Annotated in this window: 19 protein-coding genes; 13 read left to right on the forward strand and 6 right to left on the reverse strand. The window is 50.6% G+C overall.

Annotated elements, in window-relative coordinates:
• Positions 1-85: 85 nt before the first annotated feature.
• Complete coding sequence (locus tag OGY04_RS05570) at positions 86-877, forward strand: YdcF family protein (RefSeq protein ID WP_008784874.1); 792 nt, start codon at positions 86-88, stop codon at positions 875-877.
• A gap of 199 nt (positions 878-1,076) precedes the next feature.
• Positions 1,077-2,516: an aldehyde dehydrogenase gene (aldA, locus tag OGY04_RS05575; RefSeq protein ID WP_060682156.1), complete on the forward strand. Its 1,440-nt coding sequence runs from the start codon at positions 1,077-1,079 to the stop codon at positions 2,514-2,516.
• Between the two features lie 41 nt (positions 2,517-2,557).
• On the opposite strand, the gene OGY04_RS05580 is transcribed toward aldA, so the two are convergent.
• Together OGY04_RS05580 and gap are read right to left on the reverse strand one after the other, a co-directional pair.
• Positions 2,558-3,484: an alpha/beta hydrolase gene (locus tag OGY04_RS05580; protein ID WP_286584917.1), complete on the reverse strand. Its 927-nt coding sequence runs from the start codon at positions 3,482-3,484 to the stop codon at positions 2,558-2,560.
• Positions 3,485-3,610: 126 nt separating this feature from the next.
• Complete coding sequence (gene gap, locus OGY04_RS05585) at positions 3,611-4,612, reverse strand: type I glyceraldehyde-3-phosphate dehydrogenase (protein WP_008784871.1); 1,002 nt, start codon at positions 4,610-4,612, stop codon at positions 3,611-3,613.
• A gap of 189 nt (positions 4,613-4,801) precedes the next feature.
• Between gap and cybB the strand changes: the two genes are divergently transcribed.
• Complete coding sequence (gene cybB / locus OGY04_RS05590) at positions 4,802-5,332, forward strand: cytochrome b561 (RefSeq protein WP_258736558.1); 531 nt, start codon at positions 4,802-4,804, stop codon at positions 5,330-5,332.
• A gap of 38 nt (positions 5,333-5,370) precedes the next feature.
• Here the strand turns inward: cybB and OGY04_RS05595 are convergent, their stop codons facing one another.
• Positions 5,371-6,297, reverse strand: coding sequence for a DMT family transporter (locus OGY04_RS05595; RefSeq protein ID WP_079934082.1), 927 nt, complete (start codon positions 6,295-6,297; stop codon positions 5,371-5,373).
• Positions 6,298-6,557: 260 nt separating this feature from the next.
• Between OGY04_RS05595 and OGY04_RS05600 the strand changes: the two genes are divergently transcribed.
• The 4 genes from OGY04_RS05600 (at position 6,558) to OGY04_RS05615 (ending at position 10,419) form a co-directional block, all read left to right on the forward strand.
• Positions 6,558-6,977, forward strand: a complete 420-nt coding sequence (locus tag OGY04_RS05600; RefSeq protein ID WP_128611620.1) for a translesion error-prone DNA polymerase V autoproteolytic subunit — start codon at positions 6,558-6,560, stop codon at positions 6,975-6,977.
• A 2-nt stretch (positions 6,978-6,979) separates the two neighbouring features.
• The gene (locus OGY04_RS05605; protein WP_048214134.1) at positions 6,980-8,248 is read left to right on the forward strand and encodes a Y-family DNA polymerase; all 1,269 of its coding nucleotides are present in this window, start codon (positions 6,980-6,982) and stop codon (positions 8,246-8,248) included.
• Between the two features lie 150 nt (positions 8,249-8,398).
• Complete coding sequence (gene ompA, locus OGY04_RS05610) at positions 8,399-9,445, forward strand: porin OmpA (protein WP_234096139.1); 1,047 nt, start codon at positions 8,399-8,401, stop codon at positions 9,443-9,445.
• A 185-nt stretch (positions 9,446-9,630) separates the two neighbouring features.
• The gene (locus OGY04_RS05615) at positions 9,631-10,419 is read left to right on the forward strand and encodes a hypothetical protein (RefSeq protein WP_137377961.1); all 789 of its coding nucleotides are present in this window, start codon (positions 9,631-9,633) and stop codon (positions 10,417-10,419) included.
• Positions 10,420-10,906: 487 nt separating this feature from the next.
• On the opposite strand, the gene OGY04_RS05620 is transcribed toward OGY04_RS05615, so the two are convergent.
• Positions 10,907-11,359, reverse strand: coding sequence for a DUF3828 domain-containing protein (locus OGY04_RS05620; protein WP_057068233.1), 453 nt, complete (start codon positions 11,357-11,359; stop codon positions 10,907-10,909).
• Position 11,360: 1 nt separating this feature from the next.
• Positions 11,361-11,723 carry a CHAP domain-containing protein gene (locus OGY04_RS05625; protein ID WP_103285263.1) on the reverse strand — a complete coding sequence of 121 codons (363 nt, stop codon included), beginning with the start codon at positions 11,721-11,723 and terminating at the stop codon, positions 11,361-11,363.
• A 723-nt stretch (positions 11,724-12,446) separates the two neighbouring features.
• Here OGY04_RS05625 and OGY04_RS05630 point away from each other — a divergent pair.
• The 3 genes from OGY04_RS05630 (at position 12,447) to OGY04_RS05640 (ending at position 15,731) form a co-directional block, all read left to right on the forward strand.
• Positions 12,447-12,722: a metal/formaldehyde-sensitive transcriptional repressor gene (locus OGY04_RS05630; protein WP_003833178.1), complete on the forward strand. Its 276-nt coding sequence runs from the start codon at positions 12,447-12,449 to the stop codon at positions 12,720-12,722.
• Positions 12,723-12,754: 32 nt separating this feature from the next.
• Positions 12,755-13,873, forward strand: coding sequence for an S-(hydroxymethyl)glutathione dehydrogenase/class III alcohol dehydrogenase (locus OGY04_RS05635; RefSeq protein ID WP_008784862.1), 1,119 nt, complete (start codon positions 12,755-12,757; stop codon positions 13,871-13,873).
• Between the two features lie 169 nt (positions 13,874-14,042).
• Positions 14,043-15,731, forward strand: a complete 1,689-nt coding sequence (locus OGY04_RS05640) for a methyl-accepting chemotaxis protein (RefSeq protein ID WP_250672177.1) — start codon at positions 14,043-14,045, stop codon at positions 15,729-15,731.
• Positions 15,732-15,771: 40 nt separating this feature from the next.
• Here OGY04_RS05640 and pcaQ read toward each other — a convergent pair whose 3' ends face one another.
• On the reverse strand, positions 15,772-16,695 hold the full coding sequence (gene pcaQ / locus OGY04_RS05645) for a pca operon transcription factor PcaQ (protein WP_003020288.1): 924 nt from the start codon (positions 16,693-16,695) through the stop codon (positions 15,772-15,774).
• A gap of 231 nt (positions 16,696-16,926) precedes the next feature.
• Between pcaQ and OGY04_RS05650 the strand changes: the two genes are divergently transcribed.
• From OGY04_RS05650 to OGY04_RS05660, 3 genes are all read left to right on the forward strand, one after another.
• On the forward strand, positions 16,927-17,829 hold the full coding sequence (locus tag OGY04_RS05650; protein WP_284878773.1) for a manganese-dependent inorganic pyrophosphatase: 903 nt from the start codon (positions 16,927-16,929) through the stop codon (positions 17,827-17,829).
• A gap of 120 nt (positions 17,830-17,949) precedes the next feature.
• Positions 17,950-19,293 (forward strand): 2-oxoadipate dioxygenase/decarboxylase HglS, encoded by a 1,344-nt coding sequence (gene hglS, locus OGY04_RS05655; protein WP_008784859.1) that lies wholly within the window; start codon positions 17,950-17,952, stop codon positions 19,291-19,293.
• 193 nt (positions 19,294-19,486) lie between these two features.
• Positions 19,487-21,142 (forward strand): glucan biosynthesis protein D, encoded by a 1,656-nt coding sequence (locus OGY04_RS05660; protein ID WP_047411098.1) that lies wholly within the window; start codon positions 19,487-19,489, stop codon positions 21,140-21,142.
• The last annotated feature ends 94 nt before the right edge of the window (positions 21,143-21,236 follow it).

The raw sequence follows: 21,236 nt of genomic DNA on the forward strand, positions 1-21,236 counted from the left end.
ATCGGTACAGGGCCGTAGGCCGGATGAAGCGTAGCCGCCATCCGGCATCTGTACCCGGTAAAGATAAACACCAGGAGTCATCAATATGAGTCAGTTTCCGACACTTTCCGCAACCACCCTTGCGGCTATCAATACCGTAGGGCGATGGCTGGCGCAGAATGATTTTACGGGGAATATCACCGTTCAGTCAGATTGCGTGATTCTGGCAGGAAACGCGGTTATTCCTACCATCGACGCCGCCTGTCGGATCGCGAAAGAGCAACAGGTTCCCTTGCTGATTAGCGGTGGTATCGGTCATTCCACGCGCTTTCTGTATGATGCGATTGCCCAGCATCCGCGTTATAGCATCATTCGTACTACCGGACGCGCGGAAGCGGCGATCCTTGCCGATATTGCTCACCAGTTCTGGCAAATTCCGGGTGAGAAAATTTGGGTGGAAGATCAGTCGACAAACTGCGGTGAGAATGCCCGGTTTAGCTGTGCATTACTGAATCAGGCGGCAGAAAGTATTCATACCGTCATTGTGGTGCAGGATCCCACGATGCAACGCCGCACAATGGCCACGTTTCAGCGCGTCACCCGCGATGAACCGCATGCGCCGCGCTGGTTGAGTTTCCCTGGTTTCATCCCTGAACTGGCCCAACAGCACAACGGCGTGGATTTTGTGCCCGCCGCAGAAGGTCTGTGGCCGGTAGAACGCTATCTTTCTCTCATTACCGGTGAACTTCCGCGTCTGCGTGATGATGCAACCGGCTACGGGCCCTGTGGACACGATTTTATCGTACATGTTGATATACCCCAGGACGTCGAGCAAGCCTGGCTGCAGCTAAAAAATGATACCGCGCTGACCGACTTACTGGAGAGCCGTTCTCTGTAATTCTTGCTGCCCGTTTGTCGGCGTTTTACGGTAAACGGGCAGAAATCCCACCTGGTTTTTCTCTTTATTCTTACTTTTCCAGACGCTTTTATGAAGCAGTTCACAGAACCGCCACTCCAGCGATAATGCGTCATGCATGATTGATATTAATTAACAATAGTTTTACTTGTTAAAAACAAATTAGTCACAGGAGAGCCGCATGTCAGTACCCGTACAACATCCTATGTATATCGATGGGCAGTTTGTGACCTGGCACGATGACGCCTGGATTGATGTCGTCAATCCGGCCACGGAAGAGATTATCTCGCGTATTCCCGATGGGCGTGCCGAAGATGCGCGTAAAGCGATCGATGCCGCGGATCGCGCTCAGCCGCAATGGGAAGCGTTGCCTGCCATTGAACGGGCAAACTGGTTACGCAAAATTTCTGCAGGTATCCGCCAGCGAGCCGATGAAATCAGCGCGTTGATTGTGGCGGAAGGTGGAAAAATTCAACAACTGGCTGACGTTGAAGTCGCGTTTACCGCCGACTATATCGATTACATGGCGGAGTGGGCGCGTCGCTATGAAGGCGAGATCCTGCAAAGCGATCGTCCGGGTGAGAATATCCTGCTGTTTAAGCGTGCACTGGGCGTGACGACGGGCATTCTGCCGTGGAACTTCCCGTTTTTCCTGATTGCCCGCAAACTGGCTCCCGCCTTGCTGACGGGAAATACCATTGTCGTTAAGCCGAGTGAATTCACACCGAATAACGCCATCGCCTTTGCCAAAATTGTTGATGACATTGGTTTACCGCGCGGGGTCTTTAACCTGGTGCTGGGACGCGGTGAAACGGTCGGGCAGGAGCTGGCCGGAAACCCGAAGGTCGCCATGGTGAGCATGACCGGTAGCGTCGGTGCGGGTGAGAAAATTATGGCCGCAGCGGCCAAAAACATCACCAAAGTTTGTCTGGAGTTGGGTGGCAAGGCCCCGGCTATCGTGATGGACGATGCTGACCTTGAGCTGGCGGTGAAGGCTATTGTTGACTCGCGGGTGATCAATACCGGACAGGTATGCAACTGTGCCGAGCGCGTATACGTTCAGAAAGGTATCTATGACCAGTTCGTTAATCGTCTGGGTGAGGCGATGAAAGCCGTGCAGTTTGGCAATCCGGCCGAACGCAATGACATTGCGATGGGGCCGTTGATTAATGCCGCTGCGCTGGCGCGTGTAGAGCAAAAAGTCGAGCGAGCGGTGCAGGAAGGCGCCCGTGTGGTGCTGGGGGGTAAAGCCGTTGCTGGTAAAGGTTATTACTATCCGCCGACGTTACTGTTAGACGTGCGCCAGGATATGGCGATTATGCACGAGGAGACGTTTGGTCCGGTGCTGCCGGTGGTGGCATTTGATACGCTGGAACAGGCGCTGACAATGGCCAATGACAGCGACTACGGACTGACCTCATCGATCTATACGCAGAATCTGAATACGGCAATGAAGGCGATTAAGGGGCTGAAGTTTGGCGAAACCTATATTAATCGCGAAAACTTCGAGGCGATGCAGGGCTTCCACGCTGGCTGGCGCAAGTCCGGGATTGGCGGGGCAGATGGTAAACACGGTCTGAATGAATACCTGCAAACACAGGTAGTGTATTTGCAGTCTTAAGTTTTTCGCCGGGTGAACCTGTACGCCACCCGGCGCAATTCTCACACTTTGGTGGCGATCCAGTTCATCATCATTTCCGGCCAGATGGCCAGCGGTAACCCTTGCGCATCGCGAATACCAAACCCGTGCTTACCGCGTTCAAACAGATGCATTTCGACCGGAACGCCCAGCCCACGTAGCGCATTAAAGAAAACCAGGCTGTTTTCTACTTTCACCGCCGGATCGTCGATGGCGTGTAGCAGGAATGTCGGCGGTGTCGTGTTATCCACTCGCTCTTCCAGAGAATAGTGGCGCAGATCTTCCTTTTCTGGCGTAGCGCCAACCAGCTCAAGACGAGAGCCCGGGTGACCGATGTCTTCGCGCAGAGTAATCACCGGGTAGACCAACGCCATGAACGCAGGACGCGTTGGTTGCTCGTCTATGCTATCAATCGGTGTATAAACCGGTTCGACAAACCGGGTTCCCAGGCTGGCGGCCACGTGACCACCGGAAGAAAAGCCCAACACACCGATACGATCAGGGTTAATTTTCCATTCATGGGCGTTGGCGCGAATGTAGCGCATGGCGCGCTGGGCATCGGCCAGCGGCGCGTTTGCACCTTCCTCATGGCCATCACCCGGCATGCGGTAGGTCATCACAAACAGGGTATAACCGCGGGCGTTAAAGAATGGTGCCAGTACGCTGCCTTCTTTATCCATCACCACGCGACGGTAAGAACCTCCCGGTGTAACAAGGATCCCTACGCCGTTAGGTTTTTCGGGGGCATAAACGGTAATTTCCGGGGCGCGTATACCGGTGACAGCACGATCATACTGAGATGTTCCTGTATGTCGGGGTTCTGGCGTAAAGACCGCATCGCTGTTTTTTGCTCCGGGGGCTTCACTCTGCGGCCAGAATGAGACGGCGGTTGCGTGGGCAACGGCTTGCTCCATCATGTTTTCTAATGTTTCACGACTCAGTGCTTCCATTACTATGCTCCCTCAGTGGCAAAGGTTAGCTATAGCACAGTCAGTGAATTGAAAACGGGGAGAGACTCACAACGTATTGAATTCGCGGGAAATGAAAGAGGGCGGAGGGGGACCTCCGCCGGAAGATCAGAGCTTGATGAACTTATCCAGCGTACGAATAAGCTGGGTGACAAAACCGTATTCGTTATCGTACCAGGCGACGGTTTTTACCAGTTGCAGATCGCCCACTTCGGTAATTTCGGTTTGCGTTGCATCAAATACCGAACCGAAATGCGAGCCAATGACATCGGACGAGACAATTTCCTCGTCGGTATAACCAAATGATTCATTATTTTGCGTGGCTTTTTTCAGCGCGTTGTTGACCTCTTCAGCAGTGACTTTTTTCCCCAATATCGATACCAGTTCCGTGACAGATCCTGTTTTCACCGGAACACGCTGGGCATGGCCTTTTAATTTTCCGCTCAACGCCGGAATAACCAGACCAATGGCCTTGGCGGCACCAGTGGTATGGGGAATGATGTTCTCTGCTGCTGCCCGTGAGGCGCGCAGATCTTTCCCACGTGGACCATCAACCAGCGACTGCGTTCCCGTGTAGGCGTGGATGGTGGTCATAGTGCCAAGCTGAATACCGAAGCTATCGTGCAGCGCTTTCGCCATCGGTGCCAGGCAGTTGGTGGTGCACGATGCGACCGAGATAATCCGATCGTTCGCATCCATTGTGTCGTCGTTGACGTTAAAGACAATGGTCTTCATGTCGCCAGCCGGGGCGGATATCAGCACTTTTTTGGCACCTGCATCCAGGTGCGCGTTGGCTTTTTCTGTCGAGGTATAAAAACCGGTGCATTCGATGATTATCTCAGCGCCAGTGGTTTTCCACGGGATATTTTTGGCCTCTTTTTCTGCGTAGACTGCAATTTTTTTACCGTCGACAATCAGCGCATCTTCGGTAAAGTCGATGCTCCAGGGAAACGGGCCGTAGTTTGAATCGTGCTTTAACAGATAGGCGAGAATTTTGGGCGAGGTGAGGTCATTAATGGCCACAACCTCCACGTTGCTTTTGACTTCCAGTAGCCGACGCAATACCAGACGACCGATACGACCAAAACCGTTAATGCCAATTTTACTCATGGTTTTCTCCTGTCAGGATGAGGCGGTACGACATATTTTCCTTACCAGGCTTAGTCCAGACAGGCATCCTCGGCAATAGCGGTTCTTGCGGTTAAGCGTAAGCGACTGAAAATGGGTGAACAAAAGTTAATGAATTTTTAACAAAAGCCCGTTATGTTGACGCATTATTGTTTTTATTCAGGAAGTGTTATGGGGAATAAGTATTCTGGCCTGCAAATCGGTATTCACTGGCTGGTCTTTTTGTTAGTTATTGTGGCCTATAGCGCCATGGAGTTTCGCGGATTTTTCCCGCGCAGCTATCGTCCCTTATTCAACATGGTGCACGTATCCTGTGGTATCACGATATTAACGCTGATGGTGGCGCGTCTGCTGGTCAGGCTGAAATATCCGGCGCCGCCGATTGTGCCAAAACCAAAGCCAATGATGACCGGCATGGCGCATCTGGGGCATCTGGTTATCTATCTGTTGTTTATTGTGCTGCCTATTATTGGGCTGGTGATGATGTACAACCGGGGTAATCCGTGGATTGCATTCGGCATCGTTATGCCGTATGCGGCAGAGGCTAACTTTGATTTAGTGGATATGCTGAAGTCCTGGCACGTGACGCTGGCAAACCTGGGTTATTTTGTTATTGGTCTGCATGCCGTTGCCGCCCTGATGCATCACTATTTCTGGAAGGATAATACGCTATTGCGCATGATGCCGCGTAAACGCTCCTGAGGTAACGCCCCGCAAATGCGGGGCATTTTTTTAGCCGATTAATTTTCGCAGGATGGTGCTTTTCGTACGCTTTGAACCTGGGAGACGCGTTTTTTCAGGCTGACGATAGCCAGCGCAACAACAATCAGCACAATACCGCAACCTTCAACAACGCCAGGCTCTTCACCCAGCAACCACCAGGAAAACAGAACGCCACAGACAGGTACCGCCAGCGTACTTAAGCTGGCAATACTGGCTGGTAAGTTACGCAACACAAACAGCCATAAACTCCATGCCAGCGCCGTCGCCAGCACGGCGCTATAAGCTAATGCCCAGAAAACGACAGGTTGCCAGTCTGGATCTCGCTGTGGAACCAGCCAGGCCACCAGGCTCATCACCAGCGCGGCATACAGCATCTGCCATGCGGTCAGCGCTAACAGATCGATATTCGGATGGCGGGTATACATTCGCTTGGCGACAATCGCGCTGGCCCCCCAACTGATCCCAGAAAGGATCGCCAGTAGCGCGCTCTGCATTGAGGCAAAGTTCAGTTGCCATGGCTGTAAAACCAGCAATAATCCCGCAGCTGCCACGGCAATGGCGAAATACTGTAAACGCCGCATGCGTTCACCGAGGAAAATGGCGGCCATAATCACCACCCAGAATGGCATGGTATAACTCAGTATGGCTACTTTACCTGCGCCGCCGCTGACTAGCGCCCATTGTGATAATCCAACCATGCCGCATGTTTGTAGTAAGGCGATCGCTAACGTATAGCCGAAAGGTGTCGGGCGCATTCCTCGGCCACGCAGTAACAGAACGATGAATAACAATAATGCGCCAAAAGAACAGCGTAGTGCGGTGAAGTCGAACGCGCCGATGTAGTGCGTGACCTGTTTCATCGCGATCCAGCTGTAGCTCCAGATGAGCGTTAAGGTGATGAGGCCGCCAATGGCCAGCGGATGACTTTTCCCTGCGGTGGTCATAATGTGTCCGTTTTAATGATTTTAGTACGCCACTATACGCGCTTTCAGGGCGCCGTAGTCGTTATCATTCCGGCTGAGTACATGTCGCGAAAATTTGTACTTTCTTCTGTGGAATAAAACCGAAAATTATTTTTCCAGATAGCATAAACGCTTACCGGCAAGATGGTTAAACAACGCTCAGTTCGCCACGTCTGTCACTTGATCACTGTCCTCATTAAAACTACTGTATATAAATACAGTTGCATGAGAGGCAGATTATTATGTTGTTTTTCCAGCCAGTAGAACACCCCGAAATCAAACAATTCCCGCTATTTAGCGATCTCGTGCCCTGCGGTTTTCCTTCTCCGGCGCAGGATTACGTTGAGAAACGTATCGATCTTAACGACCTGTTGGTGCAGCATCCCAGCGCAACCTATTTTGTTAAATCGTCTGGCGACTCCATGATGGGGGCAGGGATCGGTGCTGGCGACTTGCTGGTAGTCGACAGTGCCAGAAAAGCGGCCCACGGAGACATTGTGATTGCTGCTATTGAAGGCGAATTCACCGTTAAGCGCCTGCAATTGCATCCGGTGGTGATGCTGAAGCCAGAGAACAGCGCCTACGCGCCGATCATGATCGGCAGCGAGGACACACTGGATATATTTGGTGTGGTGACATTTATCATTAAATCCGCGGGCTGATTATGTTTGCACTGGTGGATGTTAATTCGTTTTATGCCAGTTGTGAATCGGCATTCCGACCGGACCTGAAAGGTAAACCCGTTGTTGTTCTTTCAAATAATGATGGTTGTGTCATTGCCAGCAGCGCGGAAGCGAAGGCGCTTGGCGTCAATATGGGAGCACCATACTTCAAACAGAAAGATCTGTTCAGGCGCTGCGGCGTGTTCTGCTTTAGTTCGAACTACGAGCTGTATGCGGATATGAGCAGCAGGGTAATGTCGATTCTGGAGGAGCTGTCTCCGCGCGTGGAAATGTACAGTATCGATGAAGCCTTTTGTGATTTAACCGGCGTGCGAAACTGCAGGGATCTTACAGATTTTGGTCGTGAAATCAGAGAAACCATTTTACAGAAAACACGCCTCACGGTTGGGGTCGGTATCGCCCAGACCAAAACCCTGGCCAAGCTGGCGAACCATGCTGCCAAAAAGTGGCAGGAACAGACTGACGGGGTGGTGGATCTCTCGAATATTGAGCGTCAGCGTAAGCTGATGGCTGCGCTCCCGGTTGATGAAGTCTGGGGTGTCGGACGCCGTATCAGTAAAAAACTGGACGCTATGGGCATTAAAACGGTCTGCGATCTAGCGGATACCGATATTCGCTTTATCCGCAAACATTTCAACGTTGTGCTTGAGCGCACTGTGCGGGAATTGCGCGGTGAACCGTGCCTGGCGTTGGAAGAGTTTGCGCCAGTTAAGCAGGAGATCATTTGTTCAAGATCGTTTGGTGAAAAACTCACGGATTACAATGCGATGAGAGAGGCTATTTGTACCTATGCTGCACGTGCTGCGGAAAAATTACGCAGAGAGCACCAGTTCTGCCGGTTTATCTCTACGTTTATCAAAACCAGCCCATTTTCCCTGAATGAACCGTATTACGGTAACAGCGCATCGATAAAACTGCTGACACCAACCCAGGATAGTCGGGAAATTATAAGGGCGGCCACACGTAGCTTGGACGCAATATGGCGGGAGGGGCTGCGTTATCAAAAAGCAGGGGTCATGCTGGGCGATTTTTTTAGTTCTGGCGTTGCGCAGTTGAATCTGTTTGATGACAACGCCCCACGGCATAACAGCGATAAGCTGATGGCCGTTCTGGATACACTCAATGCTGAAAAGGGTAAAGGAACACTCTATTTTGCCGGACAAGGTATACAACAACCGTGGGCAATGAAGCGAGATATGCTTTCACCGCGTTATACAACGAGATATAGCGATTTACTGCGGGTGGGATAGTCATTGTTATCGTAAATAAGCGTCCAGAGCGATTATAAAACTGTCCAGAAATAAATAAAAAAACGATTATCAGCCTTCATTAAAAATCTTATTGTAGCGCCGACTAACAGATAACTAACTGACAAACGGCAAGTCTATAATAGGAAATTTATGAAAAAGACGCTTATTACACTCATTATTGCAAATGCGCTGACCGCGACTACGGCATTTGCCGCAGCGGATGCGGGAACCTGGTATGCTGGTGGGAAATTTGGTTGGTCACATTACTTTGATACCAGCGCAAGCCAGCAAACGGGGGCCAATGGTAATAAATATGGTGATGTTGGTTTTGATAGCGATAACGTCGGTGGCGGGGTATTTACAGGCTACCAGATTACTCCATGGCTGGCAGTTGAAGGCGGCTATGATTATTTAGGTAATATGCAATTCAACGGTAAAAATGGCGCATCTGGTTCTCAAATGAAAAGCCAGGGTCTGCAATTATCGCTGAAAGCAAGTTATGGTTTGACTGATGATTGGGATCTCTACGGTCGTGCAGGGGCAATGGGATATCGCGCGGAGTCAGATATTAAAGGCAATAACCGCTTTGATACTGGTGTGCGTCCGGTTGTGGCTGTTGGTACGGAATATGCCTTTAACAAGAACTGGGCTGGTCGCGTGGAATATCAATGGGTGAGCAATGTGGGTAATGAAAACCAGATTGGCGTATCAAGTGATGTTAGTTCCGTTACCGCTGGGTTGTCATATCGTTTTGGCCAGCATGACGACGCGGAGGTTACGCCTGCACCGGCAGTTGCCGCAACTCCTGCGCCTGAACCTCAGCGTTTTAACTTAAAATCTGATGTGATGTTTGGTTATGATTCAGCAGCATTAACCCCAGAAGGGAAAGCGGCGATTGCGCAGTTATACCGAAATCCCGGTCTGCAACCGGCCAAAGACAAAGCGACCGTTGTTATTGGCTATAGCGATCGCACCGGAGCCGCAGATTATAACCAGCAACTGTCAGCCCAGCGCGCGCAGGCTGTTGCCGATGAATTAGTCGCGTTAGGCATGCCAGCTGCAAATATTACTGCACAAGGACACGGTTCGAGTGATTCTGTCACGGGATCCAGTTGTGATGGGCAGACCGGACAGCAGCTGATTAATTGCCTTGCTCCAGATCGCCATGTCGTTGTTGAGATCACTGATAAGCACTAAATCGGTGTACAAAAGCCCTCCTCATTATTGAATGGGGAGGGCTTTTTTATTCGCACAGTGAACTATCATTAACTGTGACAAATTAAAGGTGTTAGAGCGTAATTATGTTCATAGAATCCTTAGTTTCGAGAGCTAAAAGTAGATTATGGCGTTATTTTCTGCCACGGTTTACTCTGAAAAATCATGTGGATGATCAAGTATATAATTACTATGGTGTTTATTTTTCGGATGTAAAACAAGAAAAATATCAGCTTGTGAGCCTAAGAGGCAAAAATGTTGTGCTTGAAAAATGGCATGCTGAGCAGCACGCCTATATGGAGAAAATAAACCTTCCACTCAATGATATTGAAAAAATGAATGTTGAGATTATTCATTGGAGAAAGCAAGGTCCGTTAAGGTTTGATTCGATTTTTCTTTTTGCAATAAATTATTTTACACGTATTGCTTATGCAAAAAATGCTCTGACGAGAGCAAAAAGCAATCTCTTTTCTTCATTCGCCAGTAACAAGGCGTTGAGTGGACTTGATCGTATAATGTTGCTACAGATGCTGGTGAACGAATATGTACATCAATCGCCAGAGAAAACTCACACTGGAGTAACATGTGATGAGGTTATTGATCTATTGTACGGGACGCTTTGGTATAAACATATCAAGAATGAAGATTTCAGGAGGAAGGTCTTTCTACTGCTCCAGTCACTTGTAATTACAGAGGATGTCAGATTTAGTGATGAAAAATATTATATACAAGGCAAGGCTATTTCAACAATTGTTTCATGGGAATCTGAAGATAAACGGGAAAAGCAGCAGATCAGGATCCAGAAAAATATTAGTCGTTTGATGCTTGTGATTACCGCGTCCACATTGATGATCACCCTGGCAATACTGGCTCAGGCAGGTCTTATTAATCTACATAATCTTTGGGTGCATCTGACACAGTTAAAGCCAATCAGGGTGTTGTTCAAATTAATATGATAAAACACAATTTTTTTAGTCCTGGCAGGAATACAAACTTGAGATGTTGCGTTTCGCTGCTGCCGTACTCCTTGAAATGCTGAATAATATCCGTTCCCTCGCGATGGCCTGTGATGAGGTATTGATAAATCTGCTGCGGTGAACCATAAATTAGTAATCCTGGTTGCCCTGGGCGTTATCGTTCGAGTTTTTATTGGGGGGGAAATTCCGTGAATGTTGTGGTGACGTCCTGATCGGGGCAGTGATCATGATGTTTGCAGCAGTTCACCTCCCAAACGTAACGTTCACTATCCCGCAAGTTGGCGAGGTCACATTTACACACAATGAGATCGTGTTTGTGTTGGGTATGCTCGGTTATAAGGGGTTGAAGGAAGTTATCTTCGGGGTATTAAAAAACGGTTTGGTATCGATTTGCGCAAGCTTATAGCGCAACGAAAAAAAAATTAAGGGGAATGAAGCCCGTACGAATTAACGGGCTTTACATAGATTACTTTAGACTGATGTTCGGCAAGATATCCTGTCTGGCTACAGATTGAACTTTCCAGGCCCCGCCTTCCTGCACCATACAGTCGATAACGGTATGTGCTTTATTCGTTCCAAACGACACATAAACTTGCATACACACGGGATCATAATCTGACGACACAATCTTGATCTGCCGCCAGTCTTCACTATAATCTTGGGCTTTGATAAACATATCAGAGTCCGGTACGTCTTCGGTATTGGGGTCAGCCGCATTAGATTTTTTCAATGCGGCAATCGTGCTGGTAGTGACGTAAGGTTTAAGTCCAGCGTAATCCGTTAAAGGATTTTTCTCTTTTAACAATTGTGCAATATACCAGTGATTAAATTTCAATGCTGCTGCCTCTGGGCCAGTAGGGGAAACAGTCGCGAACGCGGAAGTGCAGATTAGTAGGCTGGTAAATATTAATAATTTCATATCAATTGTGCCTGAATAATTGATAAGACGGTGCCGCAGATGCCCAATTATTGCCAGGGTACATGCTGTTTTGTTTATAATCTGAATACCAGGTGCCATCACCGCCGTAAATGCAAGCATGTCCCGCCGGATGGCCAGCGATCGGTTGTATTACAGCAACATCGCCTTTCATTGGGGCGCCATAAACAGCTCGAAAGCCTGCTGCACGTAGGTTAAACGCCATATCTTTTGCATAGTTTGTATTGATGAGTCTAGCGCCGCCAGCGCGTACGGCATTAGAGACAAAATGAGCGCATCTATGTTGACTGGCACTTCCTGCGTGATTTCGTGCGTAATTAACGGCAGCATCTTTATTCCAGCTCATAACGTTTCCTTGTATTAATAAAAAATCCCACAATAAAACATTACGCTTTAAATTTAATTGTTTTTGTAAGTTATCATTAAGTGATATTAATCATCATCAAGAATAAATATGAAGTTAATTAAGTCATAAAACATGGAATTATATATTTAGGTAATGAAAAAAGGGGGGGCGGAGTCGAAGTGGTTAACGAAGGTCCGTCGTTAAATTAGCGAGCGTGAAATAAAAGGGGCGCAGCACAACCTTCGGATGAAAGAAATTTTTGTGTCTAATCGGGTGGTGAACAGATTGAGTATCGTATTGGTAATTTCGTACAGCCAGGGCGACAGCTTAACCTTATGGCAGATGTACTGAAGAGAATTTCAATATTTTGGAAATGATATTAGACACTAATCATCAACCAATTAGCTAAACAGTTATACATCAAAATCAGCCGCCCTCGGGCATTTTTTTATTGCCAGTAATCAGCACCCAGCTCCATCGCAGCGTAGTGACTATTAGAAGGTGGTTGACCGCCGCCAGCGGGAACTGGCGACAGTCATTCATACCCACATAGCGCTATGGATATAAACCGGGGGTCCGTTTGCCTGCGCAGGCGATAGTAAACGGGTGTCCGCATATATCCGATAACAGCTTAATCTAAGCTACTGATATTAAATAAGTCTTATATTTTACAATGAAATAACAAATCTGATAGTATACCCCCCTATAGTATCTGGAGGGCGTATGCCGCATTCACCTGAAGACAAGAAACGCATTCTCACCCGTGTACGCCGTATTCGCGGTCAAGTTGATGCGCTTGAGCGTGCACTGGAATCTGGCGAACCGTGTCTGGCAATCCTGCAGCAAATTGCCGCCGTGCGCGGTGCATCCAATGGCCTGATGGGCGAAATGGTTGAGATCCATCTGAAAGACGAGCTGGTCAGCGGAGAAACAACGCCAGACCAGCGTGCCGTGCGCATGGCTGAAATCGGCCATCTTCTGCGTGCTTATCTAAAATAACATCATCACCTCGCAATAATGGGAAGAGACAAATGAAATCACGTGCAGCAGTTGCATTCGGCCCCGGCCAACCGTTAAAAATTGTCGAAATCGACGTCGCACCGCCAAAGAAAGGTGAAGTGCTGGTTAAAATTACCCATACCGGCGTGTGCCACACCGACGCCTTTACGCTCTCTGGCGACGATCCGGAAGGCGTATTCCCGGCGGTACTTGGCCATGAAGGTGGCGGCATTGTGGTTGAAGTAGGCGAAGGCGTCACCAGTCTGAAGCCGGGCGATCATGTGATCCCGCTGTACACCGCAGAGTGCGGCGAGTGTAAGTTCTGTAAATCGGGTAAAACCAACTTGTGCCAGGCCGTACGTGCGACCCAGGGCAAAGGTCTGATGCCGGATGGCACAACGCGCTTCTCGTATAACGGTGAGCCGATTTATCATTATATGGGCACCAGCACCTTCAGCGAATACACCGTTTGCGCGGAGATCTCTCTGGCGAAGGTTAACCCGCAGGCCCCGCTGGACAAAGTGTGTCTGCTGGGTTGTGGCGTGACCACCGGTATCGGAGCAGTCCATAACACCGCAAAAGTGAAAGAAGGCGACACCGTCGCCGTATTTGGTCTGGGCGGTATTGGTCTGGCGGTAATTCAGGGCGCGGTGCAGGCGAAAGCCGGGCGTATTCTGGCCGTTGATACCAATCCGGAAAAATTTAAGCTGGCAGGTGAAATGGGCGCGACCGATTTCATCAACCCGAAGGATTACGACAAACCGATTCAGGATGTGATCGTTGAGCTGACCGACGGCGGCGTGGATTTTAGCTTTGAATGTATCGGCAACGTTAACGTGATGCGCGCGGCACTGGAATGTTGCCATAAAGGATGGGGCGAAAGCATCATCATTGGCGTGGCGGGAGCAGGGCAAGAGATCAAAACGCGTCCGTTCCAGTTGGTTACCGGGCGTGTCTGGCGCGGTTCCGCGTTTGGCGGTGTGAAAGGGCGTACTCAGCTTCCTGGCATGGTTGAAGAAGCAATGAGCGGGAAAATTCAGTTGGATCCCTTTATTACCCACCGTTTACCGCTGGAGCAGATTAACGAAGCGTTCGATTTAATGCACCAGGGTAAGTCCATCCGTACCGTTATCCACTTTGGCGATAACTGATTCATTGGCCAGCGGATTTAACCGCTGGCACTTTCCTGAATTTTTTAGAATTATGTTGTGAAAGTGTGACGAATCCGGCGCTTTTCACGGTAAGTAAACTTCCCGGATTGCCGATGACTATCTAACGGGCGTGTTTTCACGCATAAACCCTACAAGAGAGTCGACGGTCATGGACAACACTACATCGATGCAAGCCCAGCATAAACTGGGCTTTCTGCATCAAATCCGGCTGGTTCCGCTGTTTTCCTCCATTCTCGGTGGCATTCTCCTGCTGTTCGCCCTAAGTTCTGGGCTGGCAAGCTATTTTCTTATGCAGGCCGATCGCGATCAGCGCGACGTGACCGATGAGATTCAGGTCAGGATGGGGTTATCTAACAGCTCTAACCACTTACGCACCGCGCGTATCAACATGATCCACGCAGGCGCGGCGAGCCGTATCGCCGAAATGGATGATATGAAGGCGAATATCGCCGAGGCAGAAAAACGTATTAAGCAGTCGCAGGACGGTTTCAATGCTTATATGTCACGTGCGGTAAAAACGTCTGCTGATGAAGCGCTAGATGCTGAACTGAGCGCCAGCTTCAAAGCCTATACCGACGGTTTACAGCCCATGTTGAAGTACGCCAGAAACGGTATGTTTGAAGCCATTATCAACCATGAAAACGAACATGCCAGAGCGCTGGATACTGCTTACAACAAGGTATTGTTGAAAGCGATCGACATCCGTACCGCAAGGGCGAACCAGTTAAGCGAACAGGCGCATCAGCGTACACAACTCGGCATGGCTTTTATGCTGGGCGCATTTGTCCTGGCGCTGGCGCTGACCGTAATGACGTTCATTGTTCTGCGCCGCACGGTCATTCACCCTCTGCTACGCGCGGCCAAGCGTATTGAGCAAATTTCCGCGGGCGATCTGACGATGCAAGATGAACCGACCGGGCGTAGCGAAATTGGCCGTCTGAGCCGTCACCTACAGACAATGCAACGATCGTTGGGGAAAACGGTGGGTACGGTACGTCAGGGTGCGGAAGAAATATACCGCGGTACCAGTGAGATTTCGGCGGGTAATACCGATTTGTCTTCACGTACTGAACAACAGGCCGCAGCGATTGAACAAACGGCAGCCAGCATGGAAGAGCTGACCGCCACGGTGAAGCAAAACGCCGACAATGCGCATCACGCAAGCAAACTGGCGGAAGATGCTTCCGGTAAGGCCAGCCGGGGCGGTCAGATGGTTTCTGGCGTGGTGAAAACCATGGGTAATATCTCAACGAGTTCGAAGAAAATCTCCGAAATCACAGCCGTGATTAATAGCATTGCTTTCCAGACCAATATCCTGGCGCTGAACGCGGCGGTTGAGGCGGCGCGGGCAGGGGAGCAGGGGCGTGGATTTGCCGTGGTCGCCAGTGAAGTCCGTACGTTGGCAAGCCGCAGCGCTCAGGCGGCAAAAGAGATTGAAGGATTGATCAGCGAATCGGTCCGACTGATTGACCAGGGCTCCGGAGAAGTCGTCGCGGCGGGCAATACGATGACGGATATTGTCGACGCGGTAAAACGCGTGACCGATATCATGCTGGAAATTGCGGCGGCCTCTGATGAGCAGAGCCGGGGTATCGTACAGGTGAGCCAGGCGATATCAGAAATGGATAAGGTTACGCAGCAAAATGCCTCGCTGGTTGAAGAAGCATCGGCTGCGGCGGCCTCTCTCGAAGAGCAGGCGGCGCGCTTAACGGAAGCCGTAGGTACATTTCGCTTAACGGGAACGAGTGCAATTAAACGCCCTCCCGTAAGCACTACGCCTGACCAATCGCGTCCGCAGACGGCAACGGCCAGTGGCGATAACTGGGAAACGTTTTAACAATAAATTATGGGACCTGATGGTCCCTTAATATTTGGCATCAAAACGGTACGGTTTTGCGTATTGCGGCGATAAGGATCTGCGCGGCCTGAGAGAGTTGCACATCGACACGGGTAAGAATACCGATGGGTTCACCCGCACCGTGGGTAGGTATCGGCAACGACACCAGCGTCGCCTGGCGTAAATCCTCTCTAACCGCACCTGAAGGGACAAACCACACATAGTCGTAATCAACCGTCAGCTGGCGGGAAAGCGATGCTGACAGCGTTTCAATGCAGCCTGGCGGCATTTTACAACCCTGACTTTGCAACAATGCTTCTGCGTGCTGGCGAGGCGCGGTTCCTTTTGGCGAAACCACCACCGGCCACTCCATTACCCGACTTAACGTGATAGTTTCCTGCAACAGCGGATGGTTAGGGCGCACGACCAGTTTAAGTGATTCCAGAAACAACAATTCATAATTCAGACCGACCATCAATTCCGGATCGGCCATGCGACCAATGCCAAGATCGATTTCCCCGGATTTTAAACCTGCCAGAATCATCGGATTGCTCATGGTGGCGACCTGTAGCGTGGTCTCCATTTGCTGCTTGTGGAAAGGACCAATTACCGCAGGCAGAATGCCCAGTGCCGCGGTGGGTAAGGCCCCGATCCGTACGACATCAGTCTGCGACTCTTCGCGCTGATTTAACGCTTGTCCGGCGGTGTTGAGCGCATCCAGCACTCTTACCGCGTGGGTAAGAAACTGTTCTCCGGGCAGCGTTAACTGCGCGCCAAGGCGGCCACGCTCAAAGAGCCGGGTACCGGTCAGTTGCTCCAGTTCATTTAGCGTTTTGGAGAGAGCCGGTTGGCTCAGGTTAAGGGTCTCAGCCGCGCGCCCCAACGTTCCCTGCTGTGCAACGGCGACAAAAGTATGAAGGTGGCGCAAGCGAATGCGCTGATTGAACAGAACATTTTTTTCCATAAGCGATGTTAAAAACAGAGCCGTATCGGTGACAAGTAAAGTTGTTTGTTTTTGATAACCTGATAGCAAAATATTATTAACATTTATCATGTTTTACTTACAACTGATTTATTTTGCTTATGTTTTGTACAGCATTGCTGGGTGGTGGGATCATGGAAGGGAGTGTGGCCAGTCGTTATACTTTGGTGATTGTTTACTTTTGAACGATTTCTCTTCACAAGGCACTGATGAATGATACATGTAATAGGGCACCTTAATCCCGATAGCGATGCCATCTGCACCGCCGCAATGACGGCGCGTTGGCTTAGTTTACGTGGCCAGCAGGCGACGGCATGGCGTTTGGGCGAGCCTAACCGCGAAACGCAGTTTATCTTTGAGCATGCGGGGCTGACGATGCCTGAACGGTTGACGTTTGAACTGACCGATCGTGATGTCTGGCTGGTCGATTTCACCGAGCCGGCCCAGGGACCGGAATCGTTAACAGAAAGTAACGTGGTGGGAATTATCGATCATCACCGACTTGGTGGGTTAGTCACCCGTCTGCCACCGGAAGTGTGGGTGAAGCCCGTCGGTAGTAGCGCAACCCTGCTGTGGCAACTGATGACGGAAGATGAACGCAGCCAGTTATCTTCCGCTGAGGCTGTTTTACTGCTCGGCGCTGTATTGAGTGACACTGTCACGCTACGTTCACCAACGACCACCTCTGACGATCGCCAGGCGGTTGATGCGCTGGCCCAAAAAACCGGAGTGGATCTTGACGCTTTCAGTCGTGACCTGCTGTCAGCTAAAACCAGCGTGGAAGGGATGAACGCCCGCGAACTTTTGCAGAAAGACATTAAAACCTTCACCATCCATGGACATTCAGTCTGTGTCGCGCAGCTTGAACTGTATGCGCTGCAACAGGTGGATGCGGTGCTGGACGATCTCCGTCAGGAAATGGCGCGCTATGCAGAAGAAAAGAACGCTGCGTTAGTCGTGCTGATGCTCACTGACATCAATCTGGGTGACACCAGCCTATGGTTTGCTGGATCAGAACTTTCAGACATCCCGCAGCCTTGCAAGGTCGAAGGTATGCTTAGCCGTAAAAAACAGATGCTGCCCTGGCTGGAAAGTCATTTGAAACCACGCCAGTAGGTACTGTTCATCTTTTGTATGGGTGGGAAGTTTACGCGGGGTCACACTTTGTAAATTCTTCCCACCGGAGTCAGCGGCGTTTTCTACACTCCAGGTAATATTCACTGGAGGCATGACATTATGGCGAACACCATCACGGCAGATGAGATTCGGGAACAATTTTCGCAGGCAATGTCAGCAATGTACCAGCAGGAAGTCCCGCAGTACGGCACGTTGCTGGAACTTGTCGCTGATGTGAATCTGGCGGTACTGGAAAATAATCCGACGCTGCATGAAAAACTGGCGAATGCGGATGAACTGGCCCGGCTAAACGTTGAGCGTCATGGTGCCATTCGAGTGGGTACCGCGCAGGAGCTTTCTACGCTGCGCCGGATGTTTGCCGTTATGGGCATGTATCCGGTGAGTTATTACGATCTCTCCCAGGCGGGCGTCCCTGTACATTCCACAGCCTTTCGTCCCATCGACGATGCCTCGCTATCGCGCAACCCGTTTCGGGTATTCACCTCGTTATTACGGCTCGAACTAATCGAAAACGCCGCGCTGCGGCAAAAAGCCGCTGAGATCCTCGCGAAACGCGATATTTTCACTCGCCGTTGCCACGAACTGCTGGATGAATTTGATGCGCAGGGCAGTTTTACATCTGAACAGGCGCAAGAATTTGTGCATGAAGCGCTGGAAACATTCCGCTGGCATCAGCATGCCACGGTCGATGAAGCGACCTATCACGCATTACACAACGAACACCGGCTGATTGCTGATGTGGTGTGCTTCCCCGGTTGTCATATCAACCATCTGACACCGCGAACGCTGGATATTGACCGGGTGCAGTCGATGATGCCGGAATGCGGCATTGAACCGAAAATACTGATTGAAGGGCCGCCGCGCCGCGAGGTGCCCATTTTATTGCGTCAGACCAGTTTCAAAGCGCTGGAAGAACCGGTGTTGTTTGCCGGTGAAATGCGCGGCACTCACACGGCACGTTTTGGTGAGATCGAACAGCGCGGCGTGGCCCTGACGCCGAAAGGTAGGGCGTTGTACGACGAATTGCTGAATAAAGCGGGAACGGGGAAAGACAATCTGACGCACCAGCTACATCTTCAGGAGGTGTTTAAAGCCTTCCCGGACAGCGAATTCCTGCTGCGCCAGCAGGGGCTAGCCTGGTTCCGCTATCGTCTGACGCCATCGGGTGAAGCGCATCGGCAGGCGATTCGCCCTGATGACGATCCGCAGCCGCTTATTGAACGGGGCTGGCTGGTTGCGCAACCCATCACCTACGAAGATTTTTTACCGGTGAGCGCCGCAGGAATTTTCCAGTCCAATTTGGGCAATGAAACACAAGCTCGCAGCCACGGAAATTCCAGCCGCGACGCGTTTGAACAGGCGCTGGGTTGCGCGGTTTATGATGAGTTTGCGCTGTATCAGGAGGCTCAAGAACGAAGTAAACGTCGGTGTGGCTTACTTTAATGGAATTTACATGGGATTCGGTCTGTTCCCATCGACATAAAATATTTTCGATTTTGTACAGATAATCGGCGACCAACAATTGGATTATTAATGAATTTTGTCTAGAGTGAGCGGTCAGAAATGTGCACTCTCATGCCGCAGATTTTGACCGGCGCGGGACCATTTACACGACCAGAAGGACTCACTTTCAGGCATGAATCGCAGACGATTTATTAAAGGTTCAATGGCAATGGCCGCCGTGTGCGGAACCAGTGGTATTGCATCACTCTTTTCCCGCGCCGCCTTTGCGGCAGAGTCTGACATTGCAGACGGAAAAACCGTACGTTTTGATTTTTCCGTTCTGCAATCGATGGCCCATGACTTAGCACAGAAACCCTGGGGCGGCGCACCACGCGCGTTACCGGACACGCTGGCGAAACTGACGCCGCAGGCCTACAACAGCATTCAATATGACGCAGAGCAGTCTCTGTGGAACAATGTTGAAAATCGTCAGCTTGATGCGCAGTTCTTCCACGTGGGAATGGGCTTCCGTCGTCGTGTACGCATGTTCTCGGTTGATGGTAGTACGCATATGGCGCGTGAAATTCACTTCCGTCCGGAACTGTTTAAATACAACGACGCGGGTGTGGATACCAAACAATTGGAAGGGCAGACTGACCTCGGATTCGCTGGATTCCGCGTGTTTAAAGCGCCAGAACTGGCCCGCCGCGATGTCGTTTCTTTCCTGGGCGCCAGCTATTTCCGCGCCGTGGATGACACCTATCAGTACGGTTTATCGGCCCGTGGTCTGGCGGTAGATACCTACACCGACAGCAAAGAAGAGTTTCCTGATTTCACCTCTTTCTGGTTCGAAACGGTCAAACCGGGCGCAACCTCCTTTACCGTGTATGCGCTTCTCGACAGCCCAAGCGTAACCGGCGCATTCAAGTTCGTGATCCACTGCGAGAAAACGCAGGTGATTATGGATGTACAAAACCACATCTATGCGCGCAAAGACATCAAGCAGCTCGGCATTGCGCCGATGACCAGCATGTTCAGCTGCGGCAACAACGAGCGTCGGATGTGCGACACTATTCACCCGCAAATCCATGACTCCGATCGTCTGGCGATGTGGCGGGGCAATGGCGAGTGGATCTGCCGTCCGCTGAATAACCCGCAAAAGCTGCAGTTCAACGCCTATACCGATAACAACCCGAAAGGGTTTGGCTTGCTGCAACTCGATCGCGACTTCTCCCATTATCAGGACATCATGGGCTGGTATAACAAGCGCCCAAGCCTGTGGGTCGAACCGCGCAACCAGTGGGGCAAGGGGACCATCGGTCTGATGGAGATCCCGACGACCGGCGAAACGCTGGATAACGTTGTCTGCTTCTGGCAGCCGGACAAGAAGATCAAAGCTGGCGATGAGCTGGAATTCAAATATCGCCTGTACTGGAGCGCTCAGCCGCCGGTGCGTTCACCGCTGGCTCGCGTGATGGCGACCCGGACAGGCATGGGCGGTTTCCCGGAAGGATGGGCACCGGGCGAGCATTACCCAGAAAAATGGGCGCGTCGTTTTGCCGTTGACTTCGTTGGTGGCGATCTAAAAGCGGCTGCGCCGAAAGGCATTGAACCGGTGATTACGCTCTCCAGCGGTGAAGCGAAACAGATTGAGATCCTCTACGTGGAGCCTATCGACGGTTATCGCATTCAGTTTGACTGGTATCCGACCTCTGACTCAACCGATCCGGTAGATATGCGTATGTTCCTGCGTTGCCAGGGTGACGCCATCAGCGAAACCTGGCTGTATCAGTACTTCCCGCCAGCGCCGGATAAACGTCAGTACGTTGACGACCGCGAGATGCGTTAATCATGCCCTTTACGGCTCTCCTGATGGGGAGCCGTATCTGCAATCATCCTCATAACGACTCTGTACACTATTTACTCGATCCTGTTCGCATTTT

The organism is Citrobacter sp. Cpo091 (assembly GCF_030332645.1).
GTDB classification, from domain to species: Bacteria; Pseudomonadota; Gammaproteobacteria; order Enterobacterales; family Enterobacteriaceae; genus Citrobacter; species Citrobacter portucalensis.